This window comes from Pseudomonas sp. NPDC098740, assembly GCF_044760065.1.
In the GTDB taxonomy this organism is placed as follows: Bacteria; Pseudomonadota; Gammaproteobacteria; order Pseudomonadales; family Pseudomonadaceae; genus Aquipseudomonas; species Aquipseudomonas rossensis.
In genome coordinates, this window is sequence record NZ_JBIWAM010000001.1 from 485,241 (window position 1) to 502,248 (window position 17,008).

Annotated in this window: 16 protein-coding genes and 1 pseudogene; 13 read left to right on the forward strand and 4 right to left on the reverse strand. The window is 61.1% G+C overall.

Features of this window, described 5'->3' with window-relative positions; all coding sequences use genetic code 11:
- Positions 1-12: 12 nt before the first annotated feature.
- Complete coding sequence (locus ACIQU2_RS02415; RefSeq protein ID WP_403138224.1) at positions 13-1,197, reverse strand: ABC transporter substrate-binding protein; 1,185 nt, start codon at positions 1,195-1,197, stop codon at positions 13-15.
- 276 nt (positions 1,198-1,473) lie between these two features.
- Between ACIQU2_RS02415 and pedF the strand changes: the two genes are divergently transcribed.
- The 13 genes from pedF (at position 1,474) to ACIQU2_RS02480 (ending at position 15,100) form a co-directional block, all read left to right on the forward strand.
- Positions 1,474-1,935: a cytochrome c-550 PedF gene (pedF, locus tag ACIQU2_RS02420; RefSeq protein ID WP_403138227.1), complete on the forward strand. Its 462-nt coding sequence runs from the start codon at positions 1,474-1,476 to the stop codon at positions 1,933-1,935.
- Between the two features lie 3 nt (positions 1,936-1,938).
- A complete protein-coding gene (locus tag ACIQU2_RS02425) occupies positions 1,939-2,814 on the forward strand; it encodes a substrate-binding periplasmic protein (RefSeq protein WP_403138230.1) in 876 nt (291 codons plus the stop codon).
- On the forward strand, positions 2,814-3,575 hold the full coding sequence (locus ACIQU2_RS02430) for a quinoprotein dehydrogenase-associated SoxYZ-like carrier (protein ID WP_403138233.1): 762 nt from the start codon (positions 2,814-2,816) through the stop codon (positions 3,573-3,575). The genes ACIQU2_RS02425 and ACIQU2_RS02430 overlap by 1 nt, the downstream gene beginning before the upstream one ends.
- A 16-nt stretch (positions 3,576-3,591) precedes the next feature.
- Positions 3,592-4,530: a quinoprotein relay system zinc metallohydrolase 1 gene (locus tag ACIQU2_RS02435; RefSeq protein ID WP_403138235.1), complete on the forward strand. Its 939-nt coding sequence runs from the start codon at positions 3,592-3,594 to the stop codon at positions 4,528-4,530.
- A 315-nt stretch (positions 4,531-4,845) separates the two neighbouring features.
- The gene (locus tag ACIQU2_RS02440) at positions 4,846-6,624 is read left to right on the forward strand and encodes a PQQ-dependent methanol/ethanol family dehydrogenase (protein ID WP_403138239.1); all 1,779 of its coding nucleotides are present in this window, start codon (positions 4,846-4,848) and stop codon (positions 6,622-6,624) included.
- Positions 6,625-6,872: 248 nt separating this feature from the next.
- Positions 6,873-8,393 (forward strand): aldehyde dehydrogenase family protein, encoded by a 1,521-nt coding sequence (locus ACIQU2_RS02445; protein WP_129444854.1) that lies wholly within the window; start codon positions 6,873-6,875, stop codon positions 8,391-8,393.
- Between the two features lie 259 nt (positions 8,394-8,652).
- The gene (pqqA, locus tag ACIQU2_RS02450) at positions 8,653-8,724 is read left to right on the forward strand and encodes a pyrroloquinoline quinone precursor peptide PqqA (protein WP_003253598.1); all 72 of its coding nucleotides are present in this window, start codon (positions 8,653-8,655) and stop codon (positions 8,722-8,724) included.
- A 55-nt stretch (positions 8,725-8,779) separates the two neighbouring features.
- Positions 8,780-9,694: a pyrroloquinoline quinone biosynthesis protein PqqB gene (gene pqqB / locus ACIQU2_RS02455; protein ID WP_403138242.1), complete on the forward strand. Its 915-nt coding sequence runs from the start codon at positions 8,780-8,782 to the stop codon at positions 9,692-9,694.
- A gap of 145 nt (positions 9,695-9,839) precedes the next feature.
- Complete coding sequence (pqqC, locus tag ACIQU2_RS02460; RefSeq protein ID WP_403138246.1) at positions 9,840-10,592, forward strand: pyrroloquinoline-quinone synthase PqqC; 753 nt, start codon at positions 9,840-9,842, stop codon at positions 10,590-10,592.
- Complete coding sequence (pqqD, locus tag ACIQU2_RS02465; protein WP_403138249.1) at positions 10,589-10,861, forward strand: pyrroloquinoline quinone biosynthesis peptide chaperone PqqD; 273 nt, start codon at positions 10,589-10,591, stop codon at positions 10,859-10,861. The genes pqqC and pqqD overlap by 4 nt, the downstream gene beginning before the upstream one ends.
- Positions 10,839-11,981 (forward strand): pyrroloquinoline quinone biosynthesis protein PqqE, encoded by a 1,143-nt coding sequence (gene pqqE, locus ACIQU2_RS02470; protein WP_403138252.1) that lies wholly within the window; start codon positions 10,839-10,841, stop codon positions 11,979-11,981. Before pqqD ends, pqqE begins: the two co-directional genes overlap by 23 nt.
- Positions 11,982-12,225: 244 nt before the next feature.
- A complete protein-coding gene (gene ercA / locus ACIQU2_RS02475; protein WP_283184275.1) occupies positions 12,226-13,389 on the forward strand; it encodes an alcohol dehydrogenase-like regulatory protein ErcA in 1,164 nt (387 codons plus the stop codon).
- Positions 13,373-15,100, forward strand: coding sequence for a NahK/ErcS family hybrid sensor histidine kinase/response regulator (locus tag ACIQU2_RS02480; protein ID WP_403138256.1), 1,728 nt, complete (start codon positions 13,373-13,375; stop codon positions 15,098-15,100). Before ercA ends, ACIQU2_RS02480 begins: the two co-directional genes overlap by 17 nt.
- Before the next feature lie 80 nt (positions 15,101-15,180).
- Here the strand turns inward: ACIQU2_RS02480 and ACIQU2_RS02485 are convergent.
- The 3 genes and pseudogenes from ACIQU2_RS02485 to copC all read right to left on the reverse strand — a co-directional run.
- Positions 15,181-15,445, reverse strand: a pseudogene (locus tag ACIQU2_RS02485) (SMP-30/gluconolactonase/LRE family protein); the annotation flags it as partial.
- A 320-nt stretch (positions 15,446-15,765) separates the two neighbouring features.
- Entirely contained in the window at positions 15,766-16,626 is an 861-nt protein-coding gene (copD, locus tag ACIQU2_RS02490; protein WP_403138259.1) for a copper homeostasis membrane protein CopD, read from the reverse strand.
- Positions 16,627-16,629: 3 nt separating this feature from the next.
- On the reverse strand, positions 16,630-16,995 hold the full coding sequence (gene copC, locus ACIQU2_RS02495) for a copper homeostasis periplasmic binding protein CopC (protein WP_347805911.1): 366 nt from the start codon (positions 16,993-16,995) through the stop codon (positions 16,630-16,632).
- Between the last annotated feature and the right edge of the window lie 13 nt (positions 16,996-17,008).

The following is a 17,008-nucleotide window of genomic DNA, read 5'->3' on the forward strand; positions in this document are numbered from 1 at the left end:
TGGAAAGTTGGATCAGGGAAAGCGGCAGCTGACCTCGGGCTTGTCGTAGCCGAGGCTGTCCATCTCGTTGAAGGGGTGCAGGAAGCCGTCTTGCGGCGAAGTGCTGACCAACGCACGGGGCTGCACGATGGGAATGGGTTGGCGCAACTGGCCGTTCCACGGCCGATAACTGAGCTTGCGACCCTTGAAACCGTCTAGCGGCAATTGATCGCTGATCTCAAGCGTACGGATCGCCATCGGATCGACCTGACGCAGTTTGCTCACCGCACTGGCGATGCTGCGCACGGCGATCCAGGCGGCGAAATCGCGGTCATTCATCCAGCGCCCGGCCAGGGCTTCGAAGCGTTTCTGCAACTGGGCGGCGCCGTAGGTTTCCACGGTTTTGTGCCAGCCCACCGGGGTCAGGCCTTGAGTGCCGGCGACCGGCCGTGGGTACCAGGTCTGGTAGGGCACGTATTCGCCGAAATCACCGCGTTCATCTGCCACCAGCACCACGTCGTACTCGGCGGTCTGGGTGAACAGCGGCATGTCGGCCTGGGCGCTGCGGCGCTGATCGTTGTCGAAACTCCAGGCTTTTTCCGCGACCAGTTTCAACCCGAAGCGTTTGGCGGCGCGGCGCAGGGCGGCGGCGTAGGCCTGATCGTCCGGCGTCGGGCCGACGATCAGCAGCGCCCGTTGCCATTTGCGCACCACCAGAAACTGCGCCAGCGCATCGGCGAGCATCGCCCGACTCGGCAGGCTGTGAAGAACGTTCGGCAAGCAATCGGTGCTGCGCAGGCTGTCATCGGGACTGCCGGCATTGAACAGCAAGCTGTCGGGTAACACCGCGCTGAGCCGGCGCAGGCTCTGCGCCGGTGCATTCACCACAAACAGGCGCAGACCTTGTTCATGCTGGGCCTTGGCCGCTTCGACCAGGGCATCCGGATTGTCGACGTTGGCGCTGACCAGGCTGTAACTCTGGTTGAGGAAACGCCCGGTGCTGTTGCTGTCAGTGATCGCCAGTTCGGCGCCACGCAAACCGGCATCGACCGGCTCGGAAATGACGTTCGACAGCAACGGGCCCGGATCAGGGCGATAACCCAGGTAGCCGATCTGCACCTGCAACGGCGCGTCCGCAGCCTGACTCTGGGTCGCCAGCCCGGCGGCGCAGGCAATCGCCAACAGATAGATCAGGGCGTAAGGGGCAAGCTGGCGCATAAGGCACTCCATTACAGGTAGCGCCAGCATAGGAACGCTGTGAGGCAGAAGGAAATATGCAGAAAGTACCAGTGAGCCAGTACCAAGGTAGTAACTCGCCCGGGGCGGCGCGGTTTTAGCGATCCGCGGCTGTATTTGGATGTGCGCCACACGCCCTACTACCAAGGAACTAGACGGCGGCCACCAAAGCAGCATGGGGCTTGCGCGAAGCCCTTCCTAAGATGGGTGCCATAGCCTCTTCAAAGAGGTTTTGCGTGCAATCAAGAGGGCATAACAATGACAACAAAACGCAACGCCTTACTCGTTGCCGGTCTGCTGGCCGGCATTATCAGCGCAGGTTCCGTCTGGGCCCACGGCAACGTGGTCCCCCAGGCTGTCGCCACCCCGGGCCTGACCCCGATCAAGGACGCTGGCGTACCGGTCGATGCCGATGGTTGGGCATCGGTGAACCCTTATCGTGCAACCCCGGAACACGATAAGGCCGTGGAAATCGGCTCTTCGGCCTACAACCAGAACTGCGCGGCCTGCCATGGCCTGGAAGCCAAATCCGGCGGCATCGCCCCCGATTTGCGCATGCTGGATGTCGCCGAGGCGGGTGATGAATGGTTCGTCGAACGCGTGCGCCACGGCGCCGTGCGTGACGGCCGGGTCTACATGCCGAAGATGGCCGACTACCTGAGCCAGGAAGCCTTGTGGGCGGTACGCACTTACCTGGACACCGTTCACGTCGAGGAGTAACCCATGCGCCTGCTCGCTGTGTTGATCAGTGCTGTGTTGCTCTGCTGCCAGGCAGTGCAGGCGCAGGTTCGTACCTATGACGAAATGATCGCCGCCAGGGAGCTCAAAGTAGCGGTCTACAAGGACTTCGCCCCCTACAGTTTTGAAGACGCCGGCCAGGCCCGTGGCGTTGATGTCGAACTCGCCGAAGCGTTGGCCAAGGCTCTCGGCGTGCGGCTGACGTTGATTTGGGCGCCCGCCGGCGAGAAGCTCGACGACGACCTGCGCGATTACATCTGGCGTGCCAGTCAGTTGCACGATCTGCAACTGGCCGACCTGATGATGCGCGTGCCGTACGATCGCGATTACGCGCAGAAGCGCAATGAACTGGGTGAGCTGGAAAACGGCCATGTGGTGATGTTCGGGCCGTACCAGAACGAACAATGGCAGGTCGCCTATGACCGCCGCCGGCTGGAGTCGGTGGGCAGCGTCGCCGTGTTCGAGCACCACCCGATCGGGGTCGAAGTCGACAGCGTGCCGTCGTTCTACCTGACCTCGGTGTTCAGCGGCATGCTCGCTGGAAAAACCCATCACTACCCTGGTGTGGCACAGGCTTTCGCGGCCATGAAGGCCGGTGAAGTCGACGCAGTCATGGCCATGCGCGGCGAGATCGACTGGCAAGTGCATGAAGCGGCGGACCCGCAAGTGGCGCTGGCGGAAAACGCCTATCCGAACATGGGCAAGCAGCTCTGGGAGATCGGCATGGCGGTGCATGAAAGCAACCGTCAGTTGGCCTATGCAGTGGAGGAGGCGCTGGAAACCTTGATTCGCGAGGGCGCAGTCAAAACCATTTATGGTCATTACGGCCTGCGCTATGACGTGCCCGAGATGTATCAATAGTGAACTGGCGAGCGAGTTGTCTGTTGGCCTGTTGGTTGCCCATCGCCGCGCACGCCGTGGACATCGACCCGGGCAAAGACCCGGTACCCTCGGTGATGTGGGCCTTCTATCACAAGCAAATGCTCGGCGATGCGCCGTTCGTGTTCGACGACCGGGTCAAGCTGCTGGCACCGCCGTTCGCCGAAGATGCCCGGCAGGTACCGCTGGAAATCGACGCCCGGGCGTTCAAGGGCGAGGTGGTGAAAATTCTCGCCTGGGCCGAACTCAATCCCTTGCCAAAAATCGTCGATTTCCAGCCGCTCGACCGCGTACTGCCCTGGCTGTCGATCCGCATCCGTATCGAACAGGCTACGCCGTTGCGCGCGGCCGTGCTGACCCGTGACGGGTTGTGGCATGTCGGCTCGACTCTGATCGATGCGGCGGGCGGCGGTTGCACGGCGCCGAGTGTGGTGCGCACTCAGCCGGGCTGGGAGGACCACATCGGCGAAGTGCTGGGCGGTCGATATCCCCGTGGCGAATTCAGTCGCGTGCGCTTGCAGGTGGCGCATCCGATGGACAACGGCATGGTCAGCGGCATTCCAGAGTTCTTCATCAACCACGCCGAACTGCGGGATCAGAACGATCAGCTGTTGGCTCGTTTGGAGTTGTTTCCCGCTGTCAGCGAAAACCCCAACCTGACCTTCGACATCGAAGGGGCAGGGCAGACGCGCCTGTTGCTGCGCGACAACAGCGGCAATCAATTCGATGCGGCCATACCCTGACCCAAAGGAGCGCGTGATGCGCTGGATGCTGCTGTTGTTCATCGGTTTTAGCCTGCCGGCCCTGGCCGAACTCGACTACTCACTCAAGCCCCGACAGATCGCCGAAGACACCTGGCTGCTGGAAGGCAGCACCGACAATTTCGCCAAGGCCAACGGCGGCAACATCGTCAATACCGTGTTCATCGTCACCGAGCGTGGCGTGGTGGTGATCGACACCGGGCCGTCGAAACGCTACGGCGAAGCGATGCGCAAGGCGATTGCCGCGATCACTGAAAAACCGGTGATTGAGGTGCTGCTGACCCATCATCATCCTGATCATGTGCTCGGCAACCAGGCCTTCAGTGACGTGCCGATTGGTGCGCTGGCCGGCACTACTGAGCTACTGCATCAGCAGGGCGATGCCATGGCCGAGAACATGTATCGCCTGGTGGGCGACTGGATGCGCGGCACCGAAGTGGTGTTGCCGACCCGGACGCTGACGCCCGGCGTGCGAAGTTTTGGGAATCACGATCTGCGTCTGCTGGGCCTGGGTGGGCACACGGGCGCGGATCTGGCTATTCTCGACCAGAAAACCGGCGTGCTGTTTGCCGGGGATCTGGTGTTTTACCAACGGGCGCTGACCACGCCCAACAGTCCGGGGCTGGCGGTGTGGCTGGCGGACATCGCCACCCTTCAAGGCTTGCCGTGGAGGCTGATCGTCCCCGGCCATGGACCGGTGGCCAGCGATCAACAGCCCTTCGAGCAAATGCGTGACTACCTCAGCTGGCTCCACCAGTTGATGCGCGATGGTGCCGCCAATGGCAGCGACATGGCCGAGATGATCCGCAGTCCCATTCCCGAGCGTTTCGCCGGGATCACTCTGAGCCGCTACGAGCTGATCCGCAGCGTCAGCCATCTGTATCCGCGTTACGAACGCGCACAGATGAACCGAGTCGATTCCGCCGCGAACAAGTGACCCAGCGGCGACGCAACCCTTTGTAGCAGCTGGCGAAGCCTGCGTTCGGCTGCGCAGCAGTCGTAAAATCAGCGCTCGCGGTGCATCAGGAAAACCGTGCAAACCGGATTTACGACTGCTACGCCGCCGAACGCAGGCTCCGCCAGCTGCTACAGGTCGAGGTGAGACTTAACGGGTTGGCATCACCCGACCCGCTACTAAGGAACTAGCAATCTCAGCACTGCGGGCAATTGTTCCAAGGGCGGCGGCGCCCAAGAATCTGCACCAGACCGGGAAAATTTCCCGGGTATAACAAAAACTGCAGAGGTAGCCGTCATGACCCAACCCGCACGTCGCCAACCCTTCGTCTTGAGCGTGCTGCTCAGTGCCATGCTGTTGTCCGGCTCGGCATTGGCCGGCGTCACCGATCAAGACATTCTCCAGGACCCCAAGAACCCGGAGCAGATCGTCACCAACGGTCTGGGCGTCCAGGGTCAACGCTACAGTCCGCTGGATACGCTCAACGTCAACAACGTGAAGGACTTGCGGCCGGTCTGGGCATTCTCCTTCGGCGGTGAGAAACAACGCGGTCAGCAAGCACAGCCGATGATCAAGGACGGCGTGATGTACATGACCGGTTCCTACTCGCGGGTGTTTGCGGTGGATGCGCGCACTGGCAAGAAGCTCTGGCAATACGACGCGCGCCTGCCCGATGACATCCGTCCTTGCTGCGACGTGATCAACCGTGGTGTCGCGCTGTACGGCGACCTGGTGATTTTCGGCACCCTCGACGCCAAGCTCGTGGCCCTGAACAAAGACACCGGCAAAGTCGTCTGGAGCAAGAAAGTCGCTGACCACAAGGAAGGCTACTCCATCAGTGCCGCGCCGTTGGTAATCAACGGCAAACTGATCACTGGTGTCGCCGGTGGCGAGTTCGGGGTGGTTGGCAAAATCGAAGCCTACGACCCGAAAAACGGTAACTTGTTGTGGACCCGTCCCACCGTCGAAGGCCACATGGGCTACACCTACAAGGACGGCAAAGCGGTGGAGAACGGCATCTCCGGCGGTGAAGCCGGCAAGACCTGGCCCGGCGATCTCTGGAAAACCGGCGGCGCGGCGCCTTGGCTCGGCGGTTACTACGACCCGGAAACCAATCTGCTGCTGTTCGGCACCGGCAACCCGGCGCCGTGGAACTCGCACCTGCGTCCTGGCGACAACCTCTACTCGTCGTCGCGCCTGGCGCTCAACCCGGACGACGGCACCATCAAGTGGCACTTCCAGAGCACGCCTCACGACGGCTGGGACTATGACGGCGTGAACGAGCTGGTCTCGTTCAACTACACCGATGGCGGTAAAGAGATCAAAGCCGCGGCCACCGCTGACCGTAACGGTTTCTTCTACGTGCTGGACCGCACCAACGGCAAGTTCATTCGCGGCTTCCCGTTCGTGGACAAAATCACCTGGGCCACCGGCCTGGATAAAGAGGGCCGGCCGATCTACAACGAAGCCAGCCGCCCAGGCGCGCCAGGCGCCGAAGCCAAAGGCAGTTCGGTATTCGTAGCACCGGCATTCCTCGGCGCGAAAAACTGGATGCCGATGGCCTACAACAAGGACACCGGACTGTTCTACGTGCCGTCGAACGAATGGGGCATGGACATCTGGAACGAAGGCATCGCCTACAAGAAAGGCGCGGCATTCCTCGGTGCCGGTTTCACCATCAAACCGTTGAATGAAGACTACATCGGCGTGCTGCGCGCCATCGACCCGAAAACCGGCAAGGAAGTCTGGCGCCACAAGAACTTCGCGCCGTTGTGGGGCGGAGTGCTGACCACCAAGGGCAACCTGGTGTTCACCGGTACGCCGGAAGGTTTCCTGCAGGCGTTCAATGCCAAGACCGGCGAGAAAGTCTGGGAATTCCAGACCGGCTCCGGCGTACTTGGCTCCCCTGTGACCTGGGAAATGGACGGCGAACAGTACGTTTCGGTCCTCTCCGGTTGGGGCGGTGCCGTACCGTTGTGGGGCGGCGAAGTGGCCAAGCGCATCAAGGACTTCAACCAGGGCGGCATGCTCTGGACCTTCAAACTGCCAAAAGACCTTGTAGTGGCCAAGCACTAACTCTGAGTCCACCGCATAACCCCTGTGGGAGCGAGCTTGCTCGCGATAGCGGTATGTCAGTCAAAGCCGTTCTGACTGAACAGACGCCATCGCGAGCAAGCTCGCTCCCACACTGGATTTGTGCAAAATCTACTACCAAATAACGAGAGTCCTCCTGCCAACGGCGCATTCGTCTGACGCGCGGGGCTCTCTACTATCGGTTCATCGCCTGTTTGCCCGACAGGCATCGACCCAGACAGAGGCCCACCATGATCTACGCACAACCTGGCACACCTGGCGCCGTCGTTACGTTTAAACCGCGCTACGGCAATTTCATCGGCGGCGAGTTCGTCGCCCCGGTCAATGGTGAGTACTTCACCAACTCTTCGCCGGTCACCGGTGAAGTGATCGCCGAGTTCCCTCGCTCCAGCGCCGCCGACATCGAAAAAGCCCTCGACGCAGCGCATGCCGCCGCCGATGCCTGGGGCAAGACCTCAGCGCAGGACCGCTCCCTGGTGCTGCTGAAAATCGCCGACCGCATCGAGCAGAACCTGGAAATCCTCGCCGTCACCGAAACCTGGGACAACGGCAAAGCCGTGCGTGAAACCCTGAACGCCGACGTGCCGCTGGCCGCCGACCATTTCCGTTACTTCGCCGGTTGCATCCGCGCTCAAGAGGGCGGTGCCGCCGAGATCAACGAGCTGACCACGGCCTATCACTTCCACGAGCCGCTGGGCGTGGTCGGACAGATCATTCCGTGGAACTTCCCGCTGCTGATGGCTGCCTGGAAACTCGCCCCGGCCCTGGCTGCCGGTAACTGCGTGGTACTCAAACCCGCCGAGCAGACGCCGCTGTCGATCATGGTCTTTGCTGAGCTGATCGCCGATTTGCTGCCGGCCGGTGTGCTGAACATCGTCCAGGGCTTCGGTCGCGAAGCCGGTGAGGCGCTGGCCACCAGCAAGCGCATCGCCAAGATTGCCTTCACCGGTTCCACCCCGATTGGCGCGCACATCATGAAATGCGCGGCCGAGAACATCATCCCGAGCACTGTCGAACTGGGCGGCAAGTCGCCGAACATTTTCTTCGAAGACATCATGCAAGCCGAGCCGCAGTTCATCGAGAAGGCCGCCGAAGGTTTGGTGCTGGCGTTCTTCAACCAGGGCGAAGTCTGCACCTGTCCATCGCGAGCGCTGGTGCAGGAGTCGATCTACGACGACTTCATGAAAGTGGTGATGAAGAAGATCGTCAAGATCAAGCGCGGCAACCCGCTGGATACCGAAACCATGGTCGGCGCCCAGGCGTCCGAGCAGCAGTACGACAAGATTCTCTCGTACCTGAAAATTGCTCAGGAGGAGGGCGCCGAGCTGCTCACCGGCGGCGCGGCCGAGCGTCTTGAGGGTGATTTGTCGACGGGTTATTACATCCAGCCGACCCTGCTCAAGGGCCACAACAAAATGCGCGTGTTCCAGGAAGAAATCTTCGGCCCGGTGGTGGGTATCACCACCTTCAAAGACGAAGCCGAAGCCCTGGCGATTGCCAACGACAGCGAGTTCGGCCTCGGCGCCGGTCTGTGGACCCGCGACATCAACCGTGCCTACCGCATGGGCCGGGCGATCAAGGCCGGGCGTGTCTGGACCAACTGCTATCACCTGTACCCGGCTCATGCCGCGTTCGGTGGCTACAAGAAATCCGGTGTCGGCCGTGAAAACCACAAGATGATGCTCGACCACTATCAGCAGACCAAAAACCTGCTGGTCAGCTACGACATCAATCCGATGGGGTTCTTCTAACCTCCGCAAGAACACTGAAGAACCTGTGGGAGCGAGCTTGCTCGCGATGAGGCCAGTACATTCAACATCACAGTTGACTGATACACCGTCATCGCGAGCAAGCTCGCTCCCACATTGGTTTCTGGGTGTGCTTGAAAATTGCGCAACACCCCCTACCAATGCACGCCGCCACCTCGTTCGAAAGTAGCATTCGGGCGCCTGGCCCCCCGTGCATTAATGGCTTTACCGGAATCGCCCGGCACAAAAAGAGGATTGACCCATGTGGACTAAACCCGCGTTTACCGATCTGCGCATTGGCTTCGAAGTGACGATGTATTTCGCCAACCGCTGACTGTTCACCCGGCCAGCTGTTGCGTTGGCCGGGCCTGACTTCTGGAGCATTGCCCATGCACATTCGCGTTCTCGGATCCGCCGCTGGCGGTGGTTTTCCGCAATGGAATTGCAACTGCCGCCAGTGCGCCGCGATGCGCAATGGCAGCCTGCGGGCCCAACGGCGCACACAGTCCTCGATTGCCCTGAGCGACAACGGTGTGGATTGGGTGCTGTGCAATGCTTCACCGGACATTCGCGCGCAACTCGAGAGTTTCGCGCCGCTGCAACCGGCGCGCCGGGTGCGTGATTCCGCGATCGCTGGCGTCGTCCTGCTGGACAGCCAGATCGACCACTGCACCGGCCTGTTGAGTCTGCGCGAAGGCTGCCCGCATTCGGTCTGGTGCACCGAACGGGTCCGTGAAGACCTGAGCAGCGGCTTCCCGTTGTTCACCATGCTCAAACACTGGAACGGCGGGTTGCAGTGGCAACCGGTCGGGCTCGACCGCGAGCCGTTCAGCATCACCGCTTGCGCACACCTGCGATTTCGCGCGATCCCCTTGGTCAGCAACGCACCGCCGTATTCGCCCAATCGCGGCAATCCGCAGCCGGGCGACACCATCGGACTGTTTGTCGAAGACCGGCGCAGCGGCGCTTCGCTGTTCTACGCGCCAGGCCTGGGACAGGTCGACGACGAGGTTCTGAGCTGGATGCAACGCGCCGATTGCCTGTTGCTGGACGGCACCTTGTGGCGCGACGACGAGATGCGAGTCTGCGAAGTCGGCCAGAACCTGGGCAGTGAAATGGGTCACCTGTCGCAAAGCGGCCCTGGCGGCATGCTCGACATCCTTGAAGGCTTCACCCGCCAGCGCAAGGTGCTGATCCACATTAACAACACCAACCCGATCCTCGATGAAGACTCGGCCGAGCGGGCGCTGCTGGAGCGGCGCGGGATTGAAGTGGCGTTTGACGGCATGAGTATTGAGTTGTAGCGGGTGGCCTCATCGCGAGCAAGCTCGCTCCCACAGTAGTCCGGTGTGAGCATAGATTTTGTGTACACCAACAATCCCAATGTGGGAGCGAGCTTGCTCGCGATGAGGCCAGACCAGACACAGCAGAGCTTCCAGGAGAACCGCAATGACCGACACACCCATGTCCCCCATCGAATTCGAAGCGGCCCTGCGCGCCAAAGGCGCCTATTACCATATTCATCATCCGTTCCACCAAGCCATGTACGCCGGGCGCTCCAGTCGCGAGCAGATTCAGGGCTGGGTCGCCAATCGCTTCTACTACCAGGTGAACATTCCCCTGAAGGACGCGGCGATTCTCGCCAACTGCCCGGACCGCGACGTGCGCCGGGAATGGCTGCAACGAATCCTCGATCACGACGGTGCACCCGGCAGCGAAGGCGGGATCGAAGCCTGGCTGCGGCTGGGCGAAGCGGTGGGGCTGGATCGCGAGCAAATCCTCTCGCAGGAATTGGTGCTGCCCGGTGTCCGTTTCGCCGTCGACGCCTACGTCAATTTCGCCCGTCGCGCCTGTTGGCAGGAAGCCGCCAGCAGTTCGCTGACTGAGCTGTTTGCGCCACAGATCCACCAATCCCGGCTCGATGCCTGGCCAACCCATTACCCGTGGATCGACGTCGGCGGTTACGACTATTTCCGCACTCGCCTGAGTCAGGCGCGACGGGATGTCGAGCATGGTTTGCGCATCACCCTGGCGCACAACGTCACGGTCGAAGGCCAGCAACGCATGCTGGAAATCCTGCAATTCAAGCTCGACGTGCTGTGGAGCATGCTCGACGCCATGAGCATGGCCTACGAGCTGGAGCGCCCGCCGTATCACAGCGTCACCACGGAGCAGGTCTGGCACCGGGGGATTGCCCTGTGAGCCTGATCAACCGCGAGCAATCACCGTCGCTGCGCCAGGGTTTTCGCTTGCAATGGGAACCTCGTCAGGACTGTCACGTGCTGCTGTACCCCGAAGGCATGATCAAACTCAACATCAGTGCCGGGCAGATCCTTGATCTGGTGGACGGCCAGCGCAGTGTCGCGGCGATCATTGATCGACTGTCTGCGAGTTTCCCCGGCGTACCGGGGATCGACGAAGATGTGCTGGCGTTTCTGGAGGTGGCCCATGCTCAATTCTGGATTGAGTGACTCGCGTCCGGGGCCGCCGCTGTGGCTGTTGGCGGAGTTGACCTATCGTTGCCCGCTGCAATGCCCGTATTGCTCCAACCCGCTGGACTTTGCCCAATCAGGCGAAGAGTTGAGCACCGAAGAATGGATCCGGGTGTTCCGCGAGGCCCGGGAAATGGGCGCCGCGCAACTGGGTTTTTCCGGCGGCGAACCGTTGGTGCGTCAGGACCTGGCCGAACTGATCAAGGCCGCGCGGGACATGGGTTACTACACCAACCTGATCACCTCGGGTATCGGCCTGACCGAGCAGAAGGTGCGCGATTTCAAGGTCGCGGGGCTGGACCATATCCAGATCAGCTTCCAGGCCGTCGACGAAGCGGTGAACAACATGCTCGCCGGTTCGCGCAAGGCCTTCGCCCAGAAACTCGCGATGGCCCGTGCGGTGAAGGCCCAGGGCTACCCGATGGTGCTGAACTTCGTCACCCATCGGCACAACATCGACCAGATCGCGCAGATCATCGACTTGTGCCTGGAGCTGGAAGCGGATTTCGTCGAATTGGCGACGTGCCAGTTCTACGGCTGGGCCGAGCTCAACCGCGTCGGCCTGTTACCCACGCGCGAACAATTGCAGCGTGCCGAGCGCATCACCCACTCATATCGCGAGCGGCTTGAAGCGCAGGGCCACCCGTGCAAGCTGATCTTCGTCACCCCGGATTACTACGAAGAACGCCCCAAGACCTGCATGAACGGCTGGGCCAATCTGTTTCTCGATATCACCCCCGACGGCACGGCGTTGCCTTGCCACAGCGCCCGACAGTTGCCGGTGCAGTTTCCCAATGTGCGCGAGCACAGTATCGAGCACATCTGGACTGATTCTTTTGGTTTCAATCGCTTTCGTGGCGATGACTGGATGAAGGAGCCGTGCCGCTCCTGCGATGAAAAGCACAAGGATCTGGGCGGCTGCCGCTGCCAGGCATTCATGCTGACCGGCGACGCCGCCAACGCTGACCCGGTGTGCAGCAAATCCCCGCACCACGGTGTGATTCTCAAGGCCCGCGAGGAAGCCGAGGCACCGGGGCTGGGCATGGAACACCTGACGTTGCGTAACGAGAAGGCTTCGCGACTGATCTATCGCGGGTGAATCGAAAAGGTGCGTCCGACTCAGATCCCTGTGGGAGCGGGCTTGCCCGCGATTGCGATCTGACAGTCAGCATCGATTTTGAATGTACTGGCCTCATCGCGGGCAAGCCCGCTCCCACAGGGAACACCAGCGCATACAAAATCCGGGACACCTCGGGCGAGGCTACCCATTGGTCTGATTGCATTCACAGCCGGATGCTTTAGTGTGGACGTTACCTTCCAATACAATAAAAACAGGCTTTCCAATGAGCCAGAGTCTCAGCCAGCTGCGTAAATTCGTTTCGCCTGAAATCATCTTTGGTGCCGGCTGCCGGCACAACGTCGGCAATTGCGCCAAAACCTTTGGTGCCCGCAAGGTGCTGCTGGTCAGCGATCCCGGTGTGATTGCGGCCGGTTGGGTCGCTGATGTCGAGGCCAGCCTGCAAGCCCAAGGCATCGAGTATTTCCTGTACAGCGCGGTCTCGCCCAACCCAAGGGTCGAAGAAGTGATGCTCGGCGCCGATCTGTACCGGGAAAATCATTGCGATGTGATCGTGGCCGTCGGTGGCGGTAGCCCGATGGATTGCGGTAAAGGCATCGGCATTGTTGTCGCCCATGGGCGCAGCATCCTCGAATTCGAAGGCGTGGACACGATCCGTGTCCCCAGCCCGCCGCTGATCCTGATTCCGACCACCGCCGGCACCTCGGCCGATGTCTCGCAATTCGTGATCATCTCCAACCAGCAAGAACGCATGAAGTTTTCCATCGTCAGTAAGGCGGTGGTGCCGGACGTGTCGTTGATCGACCCGGAAACCACGTTGAGCATGGACCCGTTCCTGTCGGCCTGTACCGGCATCGATGCGTTGGTGCATGCCATCGAAGCGTTTGTTTCCACCGGGCACGGGCCGTTGACCGATCCCCATGCGCTGGAGGCGATGCGCCTGATCAACGGCAACCTGGTGCAGATGATCGCCAACCCGAACGATATCGCCCTGCGCGAGAAAATCATGCTCGGCAGCATGCAGGCCGGGCTGGCGTTCTCCAACGCGATCCTCGGCGCGGTGCACGCCATGTCCCACAGCCTGGGTGGATTTCTCGACTTGCCTCATGGCTTGTGCAACGCAGTGCTGGTGGAACACGTGGTGGCGTTCAACTACAGCTCCGCACCTGAGCGCTTCAAGGTGATCGCCGAGACCTTTGGCATCGATTGCCGGGGCTTGAATCACCGGCAGATTTGCGGACGTCTGGTGGAACATCTGATCGCTCTGAAACACGCCATCGGCTTTCACGAAACCCTCGGACTGCACGGGGTCAGCACTGCGGATATTCCGTTCCTGTCGCAACACGCCATGCACGACCCGTGCATCCTGACCAACCCGCGCGAGTCCAGTCAGCGTGATGTCGAGGTCGTCTATGGCGAAGCCCTCTGACGAACAGCAACGGGCGCTGGCGGGGTTACTGGGATTAGGCAGCCAGTCGGCGCGCAAGAGTCATTACCCGGAATTGGCCGCGCGCCTTGACGAGCTGGAAGCCGAGCGCAATCGCTATAAATGGCTGTTCGAAAACGCGGTCCACGGGATCTTTCAGGCTAGCCTCCTGGAAGGCATGCGCGCCGCCAACCCGGCACTGGCGCGGATGCTCGGCTATCAGGACCCTCAGGAGGTGCTGTTTTCGCTGGCCGATCTGGCGAGCAACCTGTTTGTCGGCGGCGCTCAAGAGTTGGAAAACATCGGTGAAATGCTCAAGCGTGAGCGCAGCTTGCTCGGTTACGAAACCCAATTGCGGCGCAAGGATGGCAGCAGCCTCGACGTGCTGATGAACCTGTTGCTCAAGCCCGATCAGGAAGGGCTGGTGGAGGGGTTTGTCGCCGACATCACCGAACGCAAACTCGCCCAGCAGCGCCTGCAGCAACTCAATGACGAGCTGGAGCAACGGGTCACCGCGCGCACCGACGAGTTGCTGGAAGCCAACCGCAACCTGCAGCAGCAGATCACCCAGCGTAAACAGATCGCTCAAGCCTTGCGCGATGCCCGGGACGCCGCCGAGGCCGCCAACCGCAGCAAGGACAAATACCTCGCCGCCGCCAGTCATGACCTGCTGCAACCGCTCAATGCCGCGCGTTTGCTGATCTCGACCCTGCGCGAACGCAAGCTGCCCGACGTCGAACAGGTGCTGGTGGAGCGTACTCACCAGGCGCTGGAAGGAGCAGAAGATTTGCTCACCGATTTGCTGGATATTTCCCGGCTCGATCAGGCGGCGGTCAAACCGGACATTGCGCTTTACCGCCTCGATGAATTGCTCGCGCCGCTGGTGTCGGAGTTCCAGTCAGTGGCCCAGGCTGAAGGATTGAACCTGCGGGTGCACATGGGCGATTACGCCATCAGCACCGACTTGCGCCTGATGACGCGGATCCTGCGCAACTTCCTCAGCAACGCCTGCCGCTACACCGACAAGGGCAGCATCTTGCTGGGTGCCAGACGCCGGGGTGAAATGCTGCGCCTGGAAGTCTGGGACACCGGGCGCGGGATCGCGGCGGACCGACTGGATTCGATTTTCCTCGAGTTCAACCAACTGGACGTCGGACGCGCCGCCGACCGCAAGGGTGTGGGCCTGGGGCTGGCCATCGTTGAGCGCATCGCCAAGATCCTCGGCTATAAAGTCGGGGTTCATTCGTTGCCGGGGCGCGGTTCGATGTTCAGCATCGATGTGCCGATTTCCCATGAGGTTCCGCTGCCGATCAGCCTGGCGGCACCACAACCCGGCGCCGGCAATCCATTGCCGGGCCGGCGTTTGCTGGTGCTGGACAACGAAGTGAGCATTCTCGAAAGCATGAGCGCGCTGCTTGGGCAGTGGGGCTGCGAGGTGGTCACGGCCACTGATGAATTTTCCGCACTGGCCGCCTTGCAGGGGCGACCTCCGGAACTGATTCTGGCGGACTACCACCTCGATCACGGCGTGGTGGGTTGTGATGTGGTCAGGCATTTGCGTGAGCATTACCACCAGGTAATTCCGGCAGTCATCATCACTGCCGACCGCACGGATCAGTGTCGGCGCTCATTGCAGCGACTCGACGCACCGCTGCTGAACAAACCGGTGAAACCCGGCAAATTGCGCGCGGTGCTGAGTCAGTTGCTGGGGTAGCAGCGGCAGACCCGTGCCGCGCACGCTCCAGTTGACGATGCTGCCACCGAGTTGCGGGGCGAGGGTGAGGTGGGTGAGTTCGGCTCCGGTAAGCCTTTCACCCCGGGATTGAGGGCAAACACACCGCCGGCCAGTGACTGTTCGTCATGGTCGTCGCCGGGGCGTATCGAGGTCACGAACAGGGTGTCCAGGCGACTGCCGCCGAAGGCGCACATGCTCGGTTTTTTTTACCGGTACGGCGAGGGAACGGTCCAGGAGTTGATGCATGTCGACAAACAGCCGCCGGTTGGACGGTGTGCCGCTGTCGATGTCGTAATCAAAGGCCCAGATTTGCCGGGATGACGGAGCGCGAAGGTTGGGCGAGGGGTACAGACGGAGGAATTGCGGACGAGCTTGCTCACAGTGACGCTCCCGTGTTTCTTGGTTGTTTTTATTTTTGTTATGCATCGTCGTACAACGTCGAGGCGGATTATTTGCAAGTGTTACGGGGAATCTCAATCAGAAGTTGTACGAAGACTTGGCGCGATTTTGTAGTATGTCGAAGAACCCTGTGGGAGCGAGCCTGCTCGCGAATAGGCTCTGACAGGCAACATTGATGTTGAATGACACACCGCTTTCGTCGGAACGCCGCCCGGAGCCGGCTCGCTCCCACAGGGATTGGCGTTTTAGCCGGTGATCATCGGCGGCATCGTGCCGAGTAAAGAAACGGCAGCCACCGCTCCCATCCCCAGCAACCATTCGAAGATGACGCTGCTTTTCAGAGCAGTCGGACGCTGCTCGCAGTCGTTGATCCGCAGCCGATTGAACAGTGCCAATCCCAGCATCGCGGCGACCAGCACAACCTTGATCAACAGAATCAGCGCAAACCCGGACAGCAACGGCGTCGGCCAGAACTGCCCGGTGAGTACCCGCACGTTGATCAAACCGGTCATCACCAACCCCGCCACCCATACGTAACCAACGCCGCTGAAGCGTTGCAATGTCGCTTTGATGGAATGCTCTGTCGGCTGCCGCAGGATCATCACCAACAACATCAAACCGCCGAGCCAGGCGCCGACGCAGGTCAGGTGAATGATTTGATTGAGGATCAGCAATTGGCCATTGAGGCCGTCGAGCATGGCACCGTGGCCGACCGGGGCGAGGGTGGCCAGCAGCAGGCTGGCGAGGCCGATTCGCAGGGGCAGGTTTGCACGCAAGGGCGTCATCAGCAGCGCGACCAACAACGCATTGAGCAGCAAGTGCCAGCGCCAGACCTGGCCGAAAAATGTATTGCCCAGCACCAGTCGCAGGGTCGATGGATCGAATGCCGCGTCCCACGAACCGGCCATGCTGGCGGTGATCAGCAGCAACCAGCTAACGCCCGTGACCAACGCCACCGCCGCCAGCCAGCGGCTTGTTCTGGCCAATCGCCGATCCAGCTGTTCAGCGGCGCCATTAAGCAGCAGAGGCCTGAACACCCAGGCCCCGAACAGCATCAGCACAACGGTGAAATGCAGAAAGCGGCACAGCACCATCGCACTCGTCATGAATTACTGGCCAACCTTGAAGCTATAGGCGCCTTCGCTTTTGTGGGTATCGACCGACACCGCGTGCCATTCGACTTTGTAGGCACCCGCTGCCAACGGTGCGGCCGGGGTGACGATCAGGGTTTTCTTGTCGCTGCCTTCGGTGGCGAGGCTCTTCATCGGCACGTTGCTGCCGTCCTTGCTGATCGTGACCTTGGAAAAGGTCGCTTCAACACCTTCGGAAAACACCAGGCGCAGTTCCGACGGAGCGCTCACCGTGCTGTCGGCGGCCGGGGTCTGGTCTTTCAGATGGGCATGGGCAAACACCGACGAAGCGGCGAACAGCGAGCCGAGCAGGGCGACGGAGGTCAGGGTTTTCTTGAGCAGCATCGTGGAATACCTC

Coding starts and splice junctions, on each gene's coding strand:
- ACIQU2_RS02415 (WP_403138224.1), bottom strand. CDS start 1,197: ATGCGCCAGCTTGCCCCTTACGCCCTGATCTATCTGTTGGCGATTGCC.
- pedF (WP_403138227.1), top strand. CDS start 1,474: ATGACAACAAAACGCAACGCCTTACTCGTTGCCGGTCTGCTGGCCGGC.
- ACIQU2_RS02425 (WP_403138230.1), top strand. CDS start 1,939: ATGCGCCTGCTCGCTGTGTTGATCAGTGCTGTGTTGCTCTGCTGCCAG.
- ACIQU2_RS02435 (WP_403138235.1), top strand. CDS start 3,592: ATGCGCTGGATGCTGCTGTTGTTCATCGGTTTTAGCCTGCCGGCCCTG.
- ACIQU2_RS02440 (WP_403138239.1), top strand. CDS start 4,846: ATGACCCAACCCGCACGTCGCCAACCCTTCGTCTTGAGCGTGCTGCTC.
- ACIQU2_RS02445 (WP_129444854.1), top strand. CDS start 6,873: ATGATCTACGCACAACCTGGCACACCTGGCGCCGTCGTTACGTTTAAA.
- pqqB (WP_403138242.1), top strand. CDS start 8,780: ATGCACATTCGCGTTCTCGGATCCGCCGCTGGCGGTGGTTTTCCGCAA.
- pqqC (WP_403138246.1), top strand. CDS start 9,840: ATGACCGACACACCCATGTCCCCCATCGAATTCGAAGCGGCCCTGCGC.
- pqqE (WP_403138252.1), top strand. CDS start 10,839: ATGCTCAATTCTGGATTGAGTGACTCGCGTCCGGGGCCGCCGCTGTGG.
- ercA (WP_283184275.1), top strand. CDS start 12,226: ATGAGCCAGAGTCTCAGCCAGCTGCGTAAATTCGTTTCGCCTGAAATC.
- ACIQU2_RS02480 (WP_403138256.1), top strand. CDS start 13,373: ATGGCGAAGCCCTCTGACGAACAGCAACGGGCGCTGGCGGGGTTACTG.
- copD (WP_403138259.1), bottom strand. CDS start 16,626: ATGACGAGTGCGATGGTGCTGTGCCGCTTTCTGCATTTCACCGTTGTG.
- copC (WP_347805911.1), bottom strand. CDS start 16,995: ATGCTGCTCAAGAAAACCCTGACCTCCGTCGCCCTGCTCGGCTCGCTG.